Source organism: Planococcus maritimus (assembly GCF_001592825.1).
GTDB lineage: Bacteria > Bacillota > Bacilli > Bacillales_A > Planococcaceae > Planococcus > Planococcus maritimus_C.
The window spans coordinates 1251814-1269257 of record NZ_LTZG01000001.1; the positions used below are offsets into that span (position 1 = coordinate 1251814).

General features: G+C 48.6%; 13 protein-coding genes. 4 read left to right on the forward strand and 9 right to left on the reverse strand.

The annotated features are described in order from the left end of the window. Positions 1-119 precede the first annotated feature (119 nt). The 8 genes from AY633_RS06155 to AY633_RS06190 all read right to left on the reverse strand — a co-directional run bounded on the left by AY633_RS06155 (position 120) and on the right by AY633_RS06190 (position 11814). Positions 120-1607, reverse strand: coding sequence for a glutamate synthase subunit beta (locus AY633_RS06155; RefSeq protein WP_068487448.1), 1488 nt, complete (start codon positions 1605-1607; stop codon positions 120-122). 51 nt (positions 1608-1658) lie between these two features. Beyond that, the gene (gene gltB / locus AY633_RS06160) at positions 1659-6242 is read right to left on the reverse strand and encodes a glutamate synthase large subunit (RefSeq protein WP_068487449.1); all 4584 of its coding nucleotides are present in this window, start codon (positions 6240-6242) and stop codon (positions 1659-1661) included. 455 nt (positions 6243-6697) lie between these two features. Further along, entirely contained in the window at positions 6698-8473 is a 1776-nt protein-coding gene (gene recQ, locus AY633_RS06165; RefSeq protein ID WP_068487451.1) for a DNA helicase RecQ, read from the reverse strand. Positions 8474-8631: 158 nt separating this feature from the next. Further along, positions 8632-9117, reverse strand: coding sequence for a DUF4334 domain-containing protein (locus AY633_RS06170; RefSeq protein ID WP_068487453.1), 486 nt, complete (start codon positions 9115-9117; stop codon positions 8632-8634). Positions 9118-9135: 18 nt separating this feature from the next. After that, positions 9136-9921: an SDR family oxidoreductase gene (locus AY633_RS06175; protein ID WP_068487456.1), complete on the reverse strand. Its 786-nt coding sequence runs from the start codon at positions 9919-9921 to the stop codon at positions 9136-9138. Positions 9922-9989: 68 nt separating this feature from the next. Then, positions 9990-10505, reverse strand: coding sequence for a hypothetical protein (locus AY633_RS06180; RefSeq protein ID WP_186008752.1), 516 nt, complete (start codon positions 10503-10505; stop codon positions 9990-9992). A gap of 143 nt (positions 10506-10648) precedes the next feature. Continuing rightward, entirely contained in the window at positions 10649-11002 is a 354-nt protein-coding gene (locus AY633_RS06185) for a helix-turn-helix domain-containing protein (RefSeq protein ID WP_068487460.1), read from the reverse strand. A 182-nt stretch (positions 11003-11184) separates the two neighbouring features. Further along, positions 11185-11814 carry a pentapeptide repeat-containing protein gene (locus tag AY633_RS06190; RefSeq protein WP_068487462.1) on the reverse strand — a complete coding sequence of 210 codons (630 nt, stop codon included), beginning with the start codon at positions 11812-11814 and terminating at the stop codon, positions 11185-11187. Between the two features lie 114 nt (positions 11815-11928). Here AY633_RS06190 and AY633_RS06195 point away from each other — a divergent pair, with 114 nt between their 5' ends. From AY633_RS06195 to AY633_RS06205, 3 genes are read left to right on the forward strand one after another with little or no spacing between them, the layout of a single operon-like run. After that, positions 11929-12624, forward strand: coding sequence for a DUF1538 domain-containing protein (locus AY633_RS06195; RefSeq protein WP_068487464.1), 696 nt, complete (start codon positions 11929-11931; stop codon positions 12622-12624). Further along, the gene (locus AY633_RS06200) at positions 12621-13364 is read left to right on the forward strand and encodes a DUF1538 domain-containing protein (protein WP_068487466.1); all 744 of its coding nucleotides are present in this window, start codon (positions 12621-12623) and stop codon (positions 13362-13364) included. The genes AY633_RS06195 and AY633_RS06200 overlap by 4 nt, the downstream gene beginning before the upstream one ends. Beyond that, complete coding sequence (locus AY633_RS06205) at positions 13348-14037, forward strand: P-II family nitrogen regulator (RefSeq protein WP_068487467.1); 690 nt, start codon at positions 13348-13350, stop codon at positions 14035-14037. The genes AY633_RS06200 and AY633_RS06205 overlap by 17 nt, the downstream gene beginning before the upstream one ends. A gap of 312 nt (positions 14038-14349) precedes the next feature. On the opposite strand, the gene AY633_RS06210 is transcribed toward AY633_RS06205, so the two are convergent. Continuing rightward, positions 14350-15978 carry a catalase gene (locus AY633_RS06210; RefSeq protein ID WP_068487468.1) on the reverse strand — a complete coding sequence of 543 codons (1629 nt, stop codon included), beginning with the start codon at positions 15976-15978 and terminating at the stop codon, positions 14350-14352. Between the two features lie 255 nt (positions 15979-16233). Here AY633_RS06210 and AY633_RS06215 point away from each other — a divergent pair, with 255 nt between their 5' ends. Beyond that, entirely contained in the window at positions 16234-17382 is a 1149-nt protein-coding gene (locus AY633_RS06215; protein WP_260804526.1) for a CDP-glycerol glycerophosphotransferase family protein, read from the forward strand. Positions 17383-17444: the final 62 nt, after the last annotated feature.

Sequence of the window (17444 nt, forward strand, 5' to 3'; positions counted from 1 at the left end):
GGGATTTTGGAAATAATCATTTTTTCACCGATTATTAACTTGCCACCATTCGTGTTTAAAGCCTTTTCTGAACACCGAAAAACTGCCCAAAGAAACTTTGGACAGTTCGTAGTTCTCTATTATGGCAACACGGTCGCGCCCATCAAATAGCGGTCGCACTCCCTCGCTGCTTCACGGCCTTCGTTGATCGCCCAAACGATCAAGCTCTGGCCTCTGCGCATATCGCCAGCTGCGAAGATGCCTTCGACGTTTGTGCGGTAATCGCCGTATTCCGCTTTGACGCGTGAATTGGCGTGCGTTTCCACATTCAACTGGTCGATTAGCATTTGTTCAGGTCCACTGAAGCCGATAGCGATCAAGATCAGATCTGCTTTCCACACTTTTTCCGTTCCTGGGATTTCTTCACGGATGCGGTTTCCTTGCTCATCGATTTTCAGTTTGACGTTGACGGTATGAACTTCTTTCACATGGCCATTTTCATCACCGATAAACTTCTTCGTCATGACTGCGTAGGCACGCGGGTCGTCGCCGAATGTAGCCGCTGCTTCTTTGTGGCCGTATTCTACGCGGTGCACTTTTGGATATTGCGGCCAAGGATTGCCCTTTTCGTCGCGGATTGCGCCTTTCTGGTCATAGACATCAAATTGCACGAGGCTCTTGCAGCCATGGCGGACAGAGGTTGCGAGACAGTCGGTTCCTGTATCGCCGCCGCCAATAACGATAACGTCTTTGCCTTTGGCTGAAATATAATTGCCGTCTTCCAGATCGGAATCGAGCAAACTCTTCGTGCTGGCGTGCAGGAAATCCATGGCGAAATGAACGCCTTTTAAGTCACGCCCTTCGACGTCGATATTGCGGTGGACCGTCGCCCCGGTCGCCATAATGACCGAATCGAAATTATCGCGCAATTCCGTTGCAGGGTAGTTTTTGCCGACTTCGACATTCGTCACAAACGTGATGCCTTCCTGTTCAAGGATTTTGACGCGGCGCATGACCATATCGTACGGCAATTTCATCTCTGGAATACCGTAGGTCAACAATCCGCCAACCCGATCGCTTTTTTCAAAGACTGTCACGGTATGGCCTGCTTTATTCAATTGCGCTGCTGCTGCAAGACCTGCTGGACCTGAACCCACAACAGCTACTTTTTTACCGGTACGCTGTTTTGGCGGCTCTGGAACGACCCAGCCTTCCGCAAATCCGCGTTCGATGATGGATCTCTCGACCGTACGAATGGCAACAGAAGGTTCGTTGATGCCAAGCACGCATGCCCCTTCACACGGTGCTGGACAAGCGACACCGGTGAATTCCGGGAAATTATTCTTTAAATGCTCGCGGTGAAGCGCTTCTTTCCATTGGCCACGGTAAACGAGATCATTCCATTCAGGGATCAAGTGATTAACCGGGCATCCGGTCGTGCCATTGTCGAGATCCATGCCAGTCTGGCAAGTCGGGACGCCGCAATCCATGCAGCGCGCCCCTTGCTTTTGTACTTCTTGTTCAGACAGCGGAATCGTATAGTCTTTCCAATCATGCGTTCGCTGTGCCGGGTCGCGTTCTTTTACAGTCTGACGGTCATATTCCATAAATCCGGTTATCTTCCCCATCGTTTCCCTCCAGTTCGCGTATTTGCCAAGCTTTTGTCGCTCTTTACATTATTACTTGCCGGCATTCGCCATTTTGCTTTCTTCAAATGCAGCCATTTCAGCATCAAATTTCGCCATGCCGCTGTCTTGCAGCTTGCTGATGCGCTCGTTGATCTTCAAATATGCTTTTGGAATGACGCGGACGAATTTAGCAGACAAAATCTCCCAATGTGTCAATACACGTTTGCCATTCAAGCTGCCTGTATAACGAACATGATTTTCGATCATTTCTTTCAATTCCGCTATTTCAACCGGATCTGCGAGCGGCTGCATATGCACCATTTCAGGGTTGCAGCGTTCGCTGAATGTCTCTTCTTCATCTAGAACATAGGCGACACCGCCAGACATGCCCGCTGCAAAGTTTTTACCGGTATCTCCAAGAATGACGACGCGGCCGCCAGTCATGTATTCACAACCGTGATCGCCGACACCTTCGACGACGATTTTCGCGCCTGAATTACGGACCGCGAAACGCTCACCTGCCATGCCGTGGATATAAGCTTCCCCTGCTGAAGCGCCATAGAACGATACGTTGCCGATGATGATGTTCTTCTCGGGAAGGAATGTCGAATCCACCGCCGGCTTCACAATGATCTTACCGCCTGACAGTCCTTTTCCGACAAAGTCGTTGGAATCGCCGATCAGTTTCAAAGTCATGCCTTTCGGGATGAATGCACCGAAGCTTTGCCCAGCTGAACCTTGGAAGTTGAACGTAATCGTGTCTTCCGGCAAGCCTTCCGCCCCGTATTTACGGGAAATGGCACTGCCGATGATCGTTCCGGTCGCGCGGTGGATATTGCGGATCGCTGTTGATACTTCAACAGGCTCCCCTGTTTCAATGGCATTGCGGCAGCGAGGCAAGAGCTCCTGCACGTCTAGCGTATGCTTCAAGCCATGATCTTGCTTGATCGTCGCGTAGCGGCCAACTTTTTCCGGCAAATCCGGTTGATAAAGAAGCTGCGTCAAATCCAAACCTTCCGCTTTCCAATGCTTGATAGCTTTATTGGTTTCCAGTACATCGGTTCGGCCGATCATTTCATTGATGGTGCGGAATCCGAGCTCCGCCATCAATTCGCGTGCTTCCATGGCGATAAAGCGCATGAAGTTCGCAACATGGTCTGCTTCGCCTGTATATTTTTTGCGCAGTTCCGGGTTTTGTGTCGCAATCCCCACTGGGCATGTATCCAAATGACAGACGCGCATCATGACGCATCCAAGGACGACGAGCGGTGCTGTCGAGAAGCCGTATTCTTCTGCTCCAAGAAGCGCCGCAGTAACAACGTCGCGCCCGGTCATCATTTTGCCGTCTGTTTCGACGACGATGCGGTCGCGCAGGCCGTTCAATAGCAATGTCTGATGCGTTTCAGCAAGTCCGATTTCCCACGGCAAGCCCGTATGCTTCAAGCTCGTTTTCGGTGCAGCACCTGTGCCGCCATCGTAGCCGCTGATCAAGACGAGATCTGCACGGCCTTTCGCAACACCTGCTGCGATCGTGCCGACACCAACTGCCGATACCAATTTCACGCTGATGCGCGCATGCGGATTGGCGTTTTTCAAGTTGAAAATCAGCTCTGCTAAATCTTCAATCGAATAGATATCGTGATGAGGAGGCGGTGAGATCAATTCAACTCCAGTTGTCGAACCACGTACTTCCGCAATCCACGGATACACTTTCTTGCCTGGCAAATGACCGCCCTCACCAGGTTTTGCCCCTTGTGCCACTTTGATCTGGATTTCGTCAGCATTGACCAAATAATGGCTCGTGACACCAAAGCGTCCAGATGCTACTTGCTTGATGGCGCTTCGACGGCTGTCGCCGTTATCATCCGGGATAAAGCGAGAAACTTCCTCTCCACCTTCTCCAGAATTGCTGCGTCCGCCAATTTTATTCATCGCGATTGCCAGTGCTTCATGGGCTTCTTTACTGATCGACCCGTAGGACATCGCACCGGTTTTAAAGCGTGCGCAAATTTCTTCGACCGTTTCGACTTCTTCAATCGGAATCGGCGTGCGCTCTTTGAATTTCAGCAAGCCGCGCAAGGATTGGAGATTGGCTTTTTCATCCGTTAATAGCTTTGAATACTTACGGAAGGTATCGAAATTATTCGTTCGGCACGCCTGTTGAAGCGTGTGGATCGTCATCGGGTTGTATTGATGGTCTTCGCCGTTCTCACGGTATTGGTACTCATCGCCTGACTCAAGTGCCGGGTTTGCCCCCTCGCGCTCCGGATAAGCGGAAGCATGGCGAAGCAGGACTTCTTTAGCGATGATATCGAGCCCGATGCCACCGAGACGTGAAGATGTACGCGTAAAGTATTTATCGATGACGTCCATATGAATGCCGATTGCTTCGAAAATTTGTGCACCGCGGTAACTTTGAATGGTCGAGATCCCCATTTTAGACAAGATCTTGATAATTCCATCTGTTACAGCTTGAACATAACTCGCTTCAGCTTGTTCAACATTCATGCCATGGATATCGTCTTTCGCCACCAGCTCTTCGATTGATTCGAACGCCAGGTACGGATTGATTCCTTCTGCACCGTACCCAATCAACATAGCGAAATGATGCACTTCGCGCGGCTCTGCGGACTCCAGCAAAATGCTCATGCGCGTGCGTGTGCCTTGGCGGATTAAATGGTGATGCAATCCTGATACGGCAAGCAATGCGGGGATCGCCGCATGTGTGCTGTCGACGCCACGGTCGGACAAGATGACAAGCGTCGCGCCTTTTTCGATAGCTTCGTCCGCTTCTGCAAATACTGCTTCTAAGCGCGCTTCCATTGCCCCTGCGCCTCCATCTACGTCAAATAAAATCGGCAAAGTGACCGCTTTGAATTCTGGCAAATTCTGCTGGCGCAACCTTTCAAGCTCACCGTTCAATAAGACCGGTGTTTCTAGCCGGATATGGCGAGCACTTTCCGGTTTCGGGTCTACTAGATTGCCTTCTGCCCCAATCGTCGTACGGGCTGCCGTGATGATTTGCTCACGAATGGCGTCAATTGGAGGATTGGTGACTTGTGCAAATAATTGCTTGAAATAGTTATACAAAAGCTGTGGTTTTTTCGACAATACTGCAAGCGGTGAATCATAGCCCATTGAACCGACCGGGTCTTTTCCATCGGATGCCAGCGGTTTGATAATTTTCTGGACTTCTTCTTGTGTATAGCCAAATGCCAGCTGCTGCTTGAGTAAGCCTTCACTGCTTGGATGCACTACTTCTTTCGGTTCCGGTAAATCCTCTAAATCGAATAAATTGTTTTCGACCCAATCTTTATACGGAAGTTCGGATGCAATCTGTGTTTTGATTTCATCATCCGGAATGATCTTGCCGGCTTCAAGGTCGACCAAAAGCATCTTCCCTGGGCGCAGGCGGTCTTTGTAGATGATGTCATCCGAAAAGATATCGAGCGCTCCGACTTCTGAGCCCAGAACGATCATGCCACTTTTCGTGATGTAGTAGCGCGCTGGGCGCAAGCCGTTGCGGTCAAGACAAGCGGCGATCTGACGGCCATCTGTAAAGACGAGCGCTGCTGGGCCGTCCCACGGCTCCATAAGCGTGCTGTGGTATTCGTAGAAATCACGTTTTTTCTTATCGATTGATGTATCGTTGACCCATGGCTCCGGCACCATCATCATCGCCGTATGCGCAAGCGAACGGCCGGATAGGTGAAGGAACTCAAAGCAATTGTCGAACATCGACGAATCACTGCCTGTCTCATCGATGACCGGCAAGACTTTTTGCAGGTCCTGGTCATTGAAATAAGGAGAGTTGCAAGCGAGCTGGCGGGCTCTCATCCAATTGACGTTGCCGCGAAGTGTGTTGAATTCGCCGTTATGGATGGAGTAGCGGTTCGGATGGGAACGCTGCCAGCTCGGGAAGGTATTTGTACTGAACCGTGAGTGGACGAGTGCCAAAGCCGATTTGAATTCGGGATGGTTGAGGTCGATATAAAACGAATCTAGTTGTTCCGGGATAAGCATGCCTTTATAGACAATTGTTCCGGCTGACAAGCTGCTGAAATAGACGTCTTTAAATTCTTCCAAACCGCCCATTTCCTGCTCAATTCGTTTACGGATAATGTACAAGCGGCGCTCTAGATCCATGCGCGTCTCAAGTTCTGCTGATGCGCCGATGAAGATTTGGCGGATGACCGGCTTGGTTTTCGCCGCTACGTTACCCACAAAAGAATCATTTACAGGCACCGGGCGCCAGCCGAGCGATTCTTGGCCTTCTTCTTCGACGATGCGCTGAATGATTTCTTTCGCTTTCATGCGAAGATCGTAATCTTGAGGCATGAAAATCATGCCGATTCCATATTTTCCTTCATCCGGAAGGGCGATGCCTTCTTTTTCACATTGCTTCAGGAAAAAACGGTGGGGAATTTGCGTCAAGATACCAGCGCCGTCTCCCGTGCTCGTATCAGATGATTGGCCGCCGCGGTGCTCTAAGTTACAGAGAATGTTCACCGCATTCTGTACAATACTATGCGATTTTCTGCCATCTATATTAGCGATCATCCCAATACCGCAAGCTTCATGTTCCTGGTCAGGGTGATACAGTCCTTGTGCGATCGGATACTCTTTCTTACTCAATTGAACCGCCTCCTTTTACGCGCTAATTTGTCATAATATTATGATAGTATATCATATAACTGAATATATATACAATTGCATTTTGTGAAAAATTTAGCAAGCGCATGAAGATTCATTGAAAACGCAAGGGATTTAAGTGAAAACGCTTTCAAATAACGGCTTATAAGGATTCTTCTTTATTCGCAATTTGTGTATATTGATACAGTATTTTTTTACGGACTAGTCCAAGGTGGATTTTTTCCCAATTAATAGACAAATCAATAAAAGATTCGCCTATTTTTTCACGCTGCTTTTTCTTTCAAATTCTTTTGCAAGAAACATCATCCCATAAGAAAAGAGCATGGAAAACGACTCGTTTCCCACGCTCTTTTCTTATATCACTAAAGTTTTCTTGATTTATCCATTTTTATGTGCGCATTTTTAAGGCCAATGGATCTGTCTAGGCAACTAAATCGCTACGAATTATTCACTGTTTCATACATTCGAATCGCTTCAAGAAAGTATTCCCCGTATTTTTCCAACTTATTTGCACCAACGCCGCTGACTTCCAAAAAGGCATCTTCATCTTTTGGCCGGCGCGCCACCATGTCTTGCAAACTTTTATCCGAGAAGATAACGAATGGCGGAACTCCCGCTTCGTCTGCCAATTTCTTGCGGATCGTCCGCAATTCCTCGAACAAGGGATCATTCGTAGCGATGCGCTTCGTGATGACGGCGCCTTTTCTCATGACACGGCGTTTTCCAAGCAGGACATCACGCCCTCCATCCGGCACGAAAATAGTGGGGAAACTGCCTTGCTCAACAGCTAACAGTTCCTGTGAAATCATAAATTCGATCAGGTTTGACACTTCCTTCGAATTCATATGCTTCAACACCCCGTAAGTCGACAGTTGATCAAAACGAAAATCGAGCACTTTCTTATTGCGCGACCCAGTCAACACCTGGGCCGTCATCGTCTTGCCGAATTTCTGTCCCATACGGATGACACATGACAGCACTTTTTGGACATCTTCCGTGACGTCCTGACCTTCACGCTCGTCCACACAATTTCCACAATGGCCGCACGGAGCCGCACTCCCATCGCCAAAATAATGGACGATAAATTGCTGGAGGCAGTTTTCCGTATGGCAATAATCGACCATTCCCTGAAGTTTTTTCAACTCGCCGGGAATGCGCGAGGGGTCTTGCGCCTGGTCGATCAAGAAGCGCTGTGTTTGGACATCTTGCGACGCATAAAGCACGATGCACTCACTTGGCAACCCGTCACGCCCTGCACGACCAGCTTCTTGGTAATAGCTTTCCATGTTCTTCGGCAACTGGTAATGAATCACGTACCGGATATTGGATTTATCGATGCCCATTCCAAATGCATTGGTCGCCACCATCACGGTCACTTCATCATTCAAAAAACGCTCTTGCCCGAGGCGGCGTTCATCGTCCGGCATGCCGGCGTGATATTTAGCCGCTTTGACCCCGCGCTTGATGAGCGCTTCATAGACGGAATCGACCGTCTTGCGCGTTGCAGCGTAAATGATGCCTGCTTCGTTGTCATTTTTCTGGACGTAATCACGGATAAATCGTTCACGATCCTGCCCTTGAATGACAGAGAAGCTCAAGTTTGCCCGTTCGAAACCGGTAATGACGGTATTTTGTTCTTCGATATCCAAGATACGGCAAATATCTTCCCGCACTTGAGGCGTTGCGGTTGCTGTTAAGGCCAAGACCGTCGGATTGCCCGGGAAAATTTCCAGCATGCGGCTGATCAAGCGGTAGCTCGGCCGGAAATCATGCCCCCATTGCGAGATGCAATGCGCTTCATCGACTGCGATGAGCGGAACCTTGACACCTTGCAGGCCATCCAAGAACATTTCTGAATCGAGGCGCTCTGGCGCGATATACAATAATTTGATAATGCCCATCTGAACTTCGTGAAGAATTTCGCGGACTTCATAGACATCGAGTGAACTATTAATAGAAGCAGCTGGAATTCCGGCTGCCTGCAAAGAGTCAACTTGGTCTTTCATCAGGGAGATCAGCGGAGAAACGACAATGGTCGTCCCTTCCATGGCAAGCGCAGGAATCTGATAGCACATCGATTTCCCGCCGCCTGTCGGCATGACGCAAATCGTATTTTGGCCATCGAAAACTTGTGTGATGGCCTGCTCCTGGCCGGTCCGGAAGCTATCATACCCGAAATGCGACTGCAGTAGTTTTCTTGCTTGTTCCAACACCTTTGAACACTCCCCATACTGTTTTACTATGAAGGTAGCTTACCATATTTGAAGGGCTATTTCTTTTTTGGCATACGAAAAGCCACTCTGGAAAATCGATTATTTCCTGGAGTGGCTGAAAAGGCCTTTTCATTCGGATCGTGCGGGTGAAAATGATCTCAGTCATATACTCGGGCCAGCAGGAAGAAATACGGCTGCTTCATGCCTTTGCAATCCATCATGCCCAATAGCACATCTTCATTTACTTTACGGAAATGGTCCTGGATCGGCAATTGATCATAAACCATCACTGCACTGGTTTTTCCGCGCCATTTCATCTGTCGGAGCCGTGCTGCACCTCTCGCACCGCCCAGTAAATTAGTGATGAGCCCGGGCGGAAACGGATGCAGCGGGAACGGCTTTCCAAACGGGTTGTGGAACAGCAAAGGATCGACATGCTCGGCGCTGTGGAAAGCTTTACCGTACCAGCCCGACTTTTCGAGCCATCCGTCCAGCGGGTGTCCTGACGGCAATTCGCGCCCTTTCCACGTACCGAACAATTCGTGCGGGCCGACTGGTTCGAGCGCATCGAACAAACGGCAAGCTTCACCGGTATCCGCCGCTCCAAACTCCATGATTTCCCAAACCGAACGATCCGGCTTCATGGCACTCTTCCTTTCCGCTTAAATCTCCAGCTCCCAATGCTTCGCTTCTTCCTCTTTCATCTGCTTCTCAGTTTCTTCCGGATAGGCCGTGCGGAATTTATGCGAATCCTTCGGGATGATTTCTACCATTTTATCAATCATGTCCTGCGGGTCGAATTGATCTTCCAGGCCTTTCTCCATTTCCTTCATGTCTTCAGGACGCGTAAAGTGGATTTTCTCATCAAACCACTTCCACTTCGCTTCTGCGCTGCGGTCATTAAATCCTGTAGCAAATGCGCCCGGATTGATCGTCGCCACTTGTACGCCGAACTCCGCCATTTCCTTGCGCAGCGTTTTCGCAATCGCTTCAATGGCATGCTTTGTAGCCGTGTATGGGCCGACGTAAGGCGTCGACATGATGCCTGCCATGGAAGATAGGAAGATAATTTTTCCTTGGCCTTTTTCGACAAATTTTCGCGCCGCAATTTGTGCCGTTTCAAGCGTCTGGAAAACGTTCACTTCGAACAATTCACGGAAATTCGCCATCGGCACTTCACCGAGCGCGCCTCCTTCATTGACGGCTGCATTCGCGACGAAGATATCAAAATCGTATTCAAGCATCTGCGCCAAATCCTGTGGGTTTTTAATATCCATCTTAAATGTCGTCAATTCAACTCCAGCGGACGCTGCCTCTTCACGGAGAGACGTCACTTGCGGTGCTGTTTCGACTGGCGCGATCACTTTATGCCCTTTTGCCGCTAAGCCCAGTGCTGTGCCTTTACCGAGCCCGCTTCCGGCTCCTGTAATGAAAATCGTTTTGCTCATGGTTTTCTCCTCCTGTTTCTGTAACTTGCTATCATTTGTCTTCCCCATAGCAAACAGAATAAACAGGTTTAATTAAGCCACCATTCTTTCCGTTCCATTTCCTCCGCAAAACTAGCGTATTCGGCGAGCGTCTCCTCCAATACTTTTTCGCTCCGGGCGAGCATGCGCTCTCTTGTTTTTTTTCGTTTAAAGCGGCGTCCATAAGCGGCTTGCAAATCATCATAAGACATCTTCAGCTCCCGGAAACTCGAAGCAATGATATCGTCTTCATTCGATAATAAAGACGCCAGCATCCCGATCTTCCTGTATAACTCTTCTACTGTATAGCGTTCACGATCTTTATAAAGCAGGCCAGCAACAATCGAAGCCGGCAGTTCCTCATCCACCCCCTGTGCTAAATCCGTCAGCAACTCAATCATAATTCGCCGGTTGCTCGCCAGTGACAGGACATAAAAAATATGGGGAATCTGGTCAATGGGCGTTTCTTCGATATATTCATCGATTTGGCTGATCAAGTCTTCCGTTTTCAAATGGTCGATGAGAATGCCTAACCGGTATGTTTCGTACATGATGTATCTTCTCAAATCCTCACCGCCATTTCTCTAAGTATCTTTTTATTTTGACAGATAATTCTGTCAAAAACAATTCTTCATATACGAATGCACATGAAAAATCCTGTTCCCCTTTTGAATAGGAGAACAGGATCAGGATTCTAAGTATACAGTCATCAAGTCACCAGCCCATAGCTGCCCATGCGGCGTTTAACTTGGATAAAAGAAGCTGCCTCAGCGAGTTCCGCTTCGTTCAATGGCTGGTCATCAAGCATCACTGTATATTCGCTTAAGAAATTCATATTTTGAAGATCTATATTGACGGTACGATCATCCCGGTTCAGCAAGCTATCTACAGAAATCTCAAAGAAATCGGCGAGGCGTTCCAGATGCACAACTGATACTTGTTTCTTTCCACTTTCATACGCCCACACGGTGCTTTTCGCAAAGCCTAGTTGATCTGCCAGCTGCTCGGCTGAAAGGCCTCTCGCTTCTCTTAAGTCTTTTATTTTTTTGCTTAATTGCTTCATAGTTGATTCCTGCTTTCCTTAATAAATTTCTAATTATTTTAAATATACTGCAATTAAAGTGAATGAGCAATCATTTTTTGGATAATTTTTTAAAATAGCATGAATATTTAGTGAACACTATCTATTTCATATATTAATTGGAAACCAAAAAGGTCAAAAGTCATACAAACAGCCCAAAAAAATTATTCTACAATGAGCAAGCCCAACTTTTGGGCAAATAGCAAGGCTTGATCTGTAGACACTTTGCACCCCGACAGCAATTCCGTCGTCACTTGCAGCTCCTCGAACCGGCTTGTACTGAAATCGGTTCCTTTTAAGGCTGTTCCTGTAAAATTGGCTTCATTTATTTCGCAATCCAGAAATTGTGCATTCTTCAGATCCACTTCATAAAAGTCCGCTTGTTTTAATACACTCTTTTCAAAGCTGGCATCACTTATATGAGAAAACCCGAAAACCGTATAATCGAGGCGGCATTCTGTAAATCGCGTATAACGGATTGTGCTTTCCGTAAAATCCGTGCCGAGCAATCGGCAATTTTCAAATGCAACCCGGTGGAACACCGCACGGCTCATGTCAACATTGGATAGATCGCAATTGATGAACACCACATCTGCAAACTCGCTACGTTCCCATTCACCTTCCAGAAATCGGACATTTTCAAACAATACACGGTCAAAATGGCATTTTCCTGACTCCAATTCCTCGGAAACAATCCGGCAGTCATGGACATATCCATCATCTAATGCTTCAATAAAAGAAATTGTTTCTAGTTCCTTGGGAAGCATCGGTTCGGTCTTCTTATTCTTTTTCATCATTATTCCTCCTGTTCACGTTTGTTCTTTCTACATCTTAACGACATTCCTGTCTCTTGTCCCTCCCGCCGCGCGAGTTGCATCAAGCCAAATCCGCTGTAAAGGAGATGCTGCATGGAAAATGTCAAAAGCACGTTCAAAGAAGTCGCATCTGCCATTCTTCCTGTCACGCTTGTCGTCGTCCTGCTCCAAGTCCTGATTATTCGCTTGCCGCTTGAAGCGCTGCTGCAATTCCTGGTTGGGGTCGTTTTTGTCGGTACCGGCTTTTTCCTGTTCCTGCTTGGCGTCAACGCAGGGCTTTTGCCGATCGGGGAATTGATCGGCAAGAAGCTGCCATTGACCCGAAAGCCGTGGCTGATCATCGCGACAGGTTTAGTGCTCGGGCTTGCCGTGACAATTGCCGAACCGGATGTCCGCGTATTAGCCAATCAAATCGAGGAAGTTTCAGGCGGAGATATTTCAAGAAACATCCTTATTTTATCCGTCTCGCTTGGCCTGGCGATTTTCGTCGGCTTGGCCATGGTCCGGACCCTTTTTAGCATTCCCATTCATTACATGCTGATTGGGGGATATGCCGCAGTGTTCCTGTTCTCCTTTTTCGTTCCTGAGGGATTCATTCCGATTTCGTTCGATGCGGGAGGCGTCACCACCGGCCCGATGGCAGTGCCATTTATCTTGGCACTCGGCATCGGCGTCGCATCCGTCCTGCGCTCTGATAAACCGAGCAGCGGCGAAGGGTTCGGCTTGATCGGGCTTGCCTCGATCGGGCCAATTCTCGCTGTTATGCTGCTGGGGGTGCTCTACAGGTGAATGTGCATATTTTTCAAGGTTTCGGGGAGATCCTCATTGAAGTCAGCTTGGCGCTCCTCCCGCTTGTCATCTTCTTTAGCGTATTTCAATTGTTCATGCTTAAATTGCCAAAAGAACGGGTGCTGCAAACCGGACTCGGCTTCCTTTTAACATTTTTCGGATTGGCCTTTTTCTTGCAAGGCGTCCATATCGGCTTCATGCCCTTTGGCGAATTAATGGGGGCGGCACTTGGCGATTGGGAATACCGCTGGGCCATCATCCCGATCGGGTTTGTTCTCGGCTTTGTGGCGACATTTGCCGAACCGGCTGTGCGCATCATGAATGAGGAAGTCGACCGCGAAACCGGCGGGTACATCTCATCGAAAATCATGCTTTATACCTTATCAACAGGAGTCGGCCTATCCATCGCCCTGTCGATGGTACGGATTTTGACAGGCTGGTCGATCTGGTATTTCATCTTGCCGGGGTATATTCTCGCCATGATTCTGATTTTCTTCTCCACCCGCACATTTATCGCGATTGCTTTTGACTCAGGCGGCGTCGCCACTGGGCCGATGACGGTCACATTTATCGTCTCGGTGGCAGTCGGCATCGCTTCGGTCACAGAAGGGCGGGATCCGCTTGTCGATGGCTTCGGGATGATTGCGCTTGTGGCTTTGACGCCGATTATCGCCGTACTGGTGGTCGGCTTACTCTTTAACCGAAAGGCAGGGAATCCAAACCATGAATCTGAATCATAGACTGATGATCGCCATCGTAAAACGCGGTGCTTCAAGAGACGTCATCGCAGCGGCCAAAGAAGCCGGCGCGGACGGCGCGACAGTCCTGTACGCGGAAGGGATTGGGAGAAATGAAAAACCCACATTTCTCGGGCTGCCCGCAACGCACGAAAAAGATGTCGTCTTTATTGCTGTCGATGGCGAAATCGAAATGGCCGTCGCCGAAGCGATCAGCCACGCCGGAAAATTGGGGAAATCCGGTTACGGCCTCGGCTTCACTGTCCATTTGAGCCAATTGCTCGGGGTGCCCCATCTCAACGACCGGGAAGATGATCGAAAAAAGAAGCGAGGAGTGGAACTGATGCCAGAACCGAAAGATTTTCAATTGATCGTAACCATTGTCAATTCCGGGGATTCCGGACAAGTCGTCAAAGCGGCCGCCAAAGCCGGTGCTGAAGGCGGAACCATCCTAGAAGGGCGCGGCACCGGAGTCAATGAACAGAAAAAATTCATGAACTTTACCATCGATCCGGAAAAAGACGTCGTCCTGACATTAGTGCCAGCCATATTTGCGGAGAAAGTTGTTGCGAGTATCGAGCAGGCAGTCGACCTCGACGCTCCTGGAAAAGGCATCGCTTTCCTGATCGATGTGGAAAACGTCTTCGGGGTCAATCACTCCTCTTTGAATCCATAAAAAAAACCGGTGAGTTCAATACTCACCGGCTTTTCAGGCTGTCGAGAAAGGTAAGAAGTCGTATTTTCCGAAGCTTATCGCTCGCTTTCCGTGGGCTCGCGCCCAAGCCTCCTCAGCCGCTCTGCGTCTTGCGGGGTCTCGGTCGTCTCGCTGATCCACAGGAGTCGAGCGAACGCTTCTCCAAATACTGAGATAATTCATTGATTTTTTACTATAGACAAGGTGTCCAACCTTTTCTATTTCTAAGGGAGTATAGACTTCTTCAACACTCTGAAAAAAACCGGTGAGTTCAATACTCACCGGTTTTTCTAATTAATATCGTTCTGCTTCGTGCCCTTTGGAACTTGCGGCTTGTGCGACTTTATTCGCTGCCGGTTTTCCGTAAAGCTTCGATTCAGCGGATTCGCTGTCTTTCATTTCTTTCATTTTCTTCACTTTCATATCGATGTTTTCACGTACGCGACGGCCATAGTCTTCATCGGCCTGCGTAAAGTGATGCACCATCTCTTCCTGGATGCGCGGGTCAGAGGCTGATAGCGCATCGCCGAGATTATTGATCAACTCTTCGCGCTCCCAATCCTCGAAGCTGCGATACGTTTCGCCGGCCTGGCCGTAATTATTTGTACGGTCGATTGGTGCTTTGGTCAATTTGCCGTGGTATTCCGGCTCGTAATCCGGCGTATTCGGGCGGTCCGCTTCCTTAAATCCGCCAAGTACAGACGGCTCATAATTGACATGCGGATTTTTCGCATTTTCGCCGCGCGGCACATCCATCGCCCCGCCGTATTGATTGGTCGCTACGCGTTTTCTTGGCGCGTTGACCGGCAGTTTGAGATAGTTTGCCCCGATACGGTAACGCTGCGTATCGGAATAAGAGAACGTACGGCCAATAAGCATTTTATCATCCGAGAAGTCCATGCCGTCGACAAGGACGCCCGTACCAAATGCGGCTTGCTCGATTTCTGCATGATAATTTTCAGGATTGCGGTTCAAGACCATTTTGCCGACTGGCAAGAACGGGAATTTATCCATCGGCCATAGCTTCGTATCATCCAATGGGTCAAAATCGAGTTCGGCATGTTCGTCATCGCTCATGATCTGCACAAACAGCTCCCACTCAGGATAATCGCCGTTTTCGATCGATTCGTAGAGGTCTTCCGTCGCGTGCCCGACGTTTTTCGCCTGGATCTCGTCAGCTTCCGACTGTGTCAAATTGCGGATGCCTTGTTTTGGCTCCCAGTGATATTTGACAAGGACACCTTCGCCTTTATCGTTGACCCATTTATACGTATTGACGCCAGAGCCTTGCATATGGCGGTAGGTTGCCGGAATGCCCCATGGCGAGAACAGGAATGTAATCATATGGGTCGCTTCCGGGGAGCGGGCGACAAAGTCGAACATCCGCTCCGGATCCGGCACATTGGATACCGGGTCGTTTTTAAAGGCATGGATCATGTCAGGGAATTTCATCGCGTCGCGGATAAAGAAAATCTTCAAGTTATTCCCGACAAGGTCCCAGTTGCCGTCTTCTGTATACATCTTCACGGCAAAACCACGAGGGTCGCGTGCTGTTTCAGGAGAGTGGCGGGATCCTGCCACTGTGGAAAAGCGTACAAGCAATGGCGTTTGTTTGCCTTTGCCTGAAAATACTTTAGCGCGTGTATATTTTTCAACCGGCTCATCGCCGACTGTTCCATAAGTCTCAAAATAGCCGAATGCCCCAGCACCGCGTGCATGGACGATGCGTTCCGGTATTTCTTCACGGTCAAAATGAGAGATCTTTTCGATGAAGTTATAGTTTTCAAGAGTCGCCGGCCCGCGATTTCCGACAGTGCGCATATTCTGGTTGTCTTTTACCGGGTGCCCTTGGCGGTTCGTCAAAGTTTCTTCGTTTTCACCTTCAGACATATTGTTCTTCAGCTCTTCATTATGGTCCTTCATGAGAATCCTCCTTCATTTTAATGCCATCATTTTCTTGTTCCCACACCTGCTTTCAAATAAACCTTTTTTCTGTCAACTCCTCCCTTTGGCGCACGTTTGTTCTCCCCCGGAATCCTTATTTACTATTTACAACCCCCTCCTCTTCCTTGGAATAGACAAATCTCGCTGGATATGGAAAACTAGAATGGAATCGACTAACAGAAAGCAGGGCTGGAAATGAGCGTTACCTTGAAAGAGAAAGGGAGATGGGACCCTTTGAAAGTTTTTTTGAAAGTATCAGCAGCCTTTGTTCTCTCCCGGTTTTACCGAAACGCAAAAGGCCCGAAAATCGCCTTGGTAGGAGGAAATCTCGGAGAAAAATATGAAGACAATGCTTCTGTTTTCCATAAATATTTGGTCAATAACCACGCAGGCCAAGTCACGGCTTATTGGATGTACGATCCGGCGACCGACTATGCGAAAAACGGACGCGTTCCAAATGCCGTCCCACTTGGCAGCTTCCGCAATTACTTGCTGTTTTTCCGCGCTGATTACACATTCCACGGGCATTCCTTGCTTTACGATATCGTGCCATCAGCCGACAAATTCTTGAATTTGAACCGCCGGACGGTCATCACGCATGTCAGCCACGGCATCGAGGGATTCAAGAAAATCCTCATCCAGAAAGAAGATGTGCCGCTCCTCAAGCGGACGGATTATTTCAATTGCGCTTCGCGTTATGAATACGAATTGAAACGCGATAAATGGAAGATCCCTGAAGAAAAACTCGTCATTACCGGATTCCCCCGTTTTGACCGTTACTTGCCAAACCAGCCGCCAAAAGAAATGAAACGCATCCTCATGATGATGACTTGGCGTGAATGGCTGTTCGATCTGTCAAAGGAAGAATTTCTCGAAAGCAATTACTTCCGCAGCACAATCGGCTTATTGGAACACGAGGGGATTCGCGAACTGCTGAAGTCCAACGGCATCCACCTTCAAATCGCGCTCCATCCATTCATGAAACGTTTTGAAGAACATTTCTTTCCGCTTGCTGACCAGGATTACGGCATCGAGTTCCTGGATTTCAACCATGCCTCCATTGAGCGCTCGATTGAAGAAAACGATATGCTTTTGACGGACATCACCAGCGTTTCTTGGGACTTCCTGTATTTGAATAAACCGATCATTTTCTTCATGTTCGACCAACAGGAATACACGGAAAGACGCGGCTCCTACCTCGACCTCGATAAAGATTTATACGGCTATAAATCATCGACAGTGGAAGATGTCTATCAAACGCTGTCTTATATGCTCGAAAACAATATCACGCATAACGAATGGTACGGAAAAGCCGATGAGTTTATCGATTATTTCGACCAGGACAATTGCAAGCGCCTGGCACAACGCGTCATGGGCGTCTGAATGTTTCACGTGGAACTCTTATGAGACAGAAAAACCGGCAAGTCTGAATGCACTTCAGGCTT

Excerpts from the sequence above, each read along its gene's own strand:
- AY633_RS06155 (WP_068487448.1), bottom strand. The coding sequence starts at position 1,607 with ATGGGGAAGATAACCGGATTTATGGAATATGACCGTCAGACTGTAAAA.
- AY633_RS06170 (WP_068487453.1), bottom strand. The coding sequence starts at position 9,117 with ATGAAGCCGGATCGTTCGGTTTGGGAAATCATGGAGTTTGGAGCGGCG.
- AY633_RS06175 (WP_068487456.1), bottom strand. The coding sequence starts at position 9,921 with ATGAGCAAAACGATTTTCATTACAGGAGCCGGAAGCGGGCTCGGTAAA.
- AY633_RS06185 (WP_068487460.1), bottom strand. The coding sequence starts at position 11,002 with ATGAAGCAATTAAGCAAAAAAATAAAAGACTTAAGAGAAGCGAGAGGC.
- AY633_RS06190 (WP_068487462.1), bottom strand. The coding sequence starts at position 11,814 with ATGAAAAAGAATAAGAAGACCGAACCGATGCTTCCCAAGGAACTAGAA.
- AY633_RS06195 (WP_068487464.1), top strand. The coding sequence starts at position 11,929 with ATGGAAAATGTCAAAAGCACGTTCAAAGAAGTCGCATCTGCCATTCTT.
- AY633_RS06205 (WP_068487467.1), top strand. The coding sequence starts at position 13,348 with ATGAATCTGAATCATAGACTGATGATCGCCATCGTAAAACGCGGTGCT.
- AY633_RS06210 (WP_068487468.1), bottom strand. The coding sequence starts at position 15,978 with ATGAAGGACCATAATGAAGAGCTGAAGAACAATATGTCTGAAGGTGAA.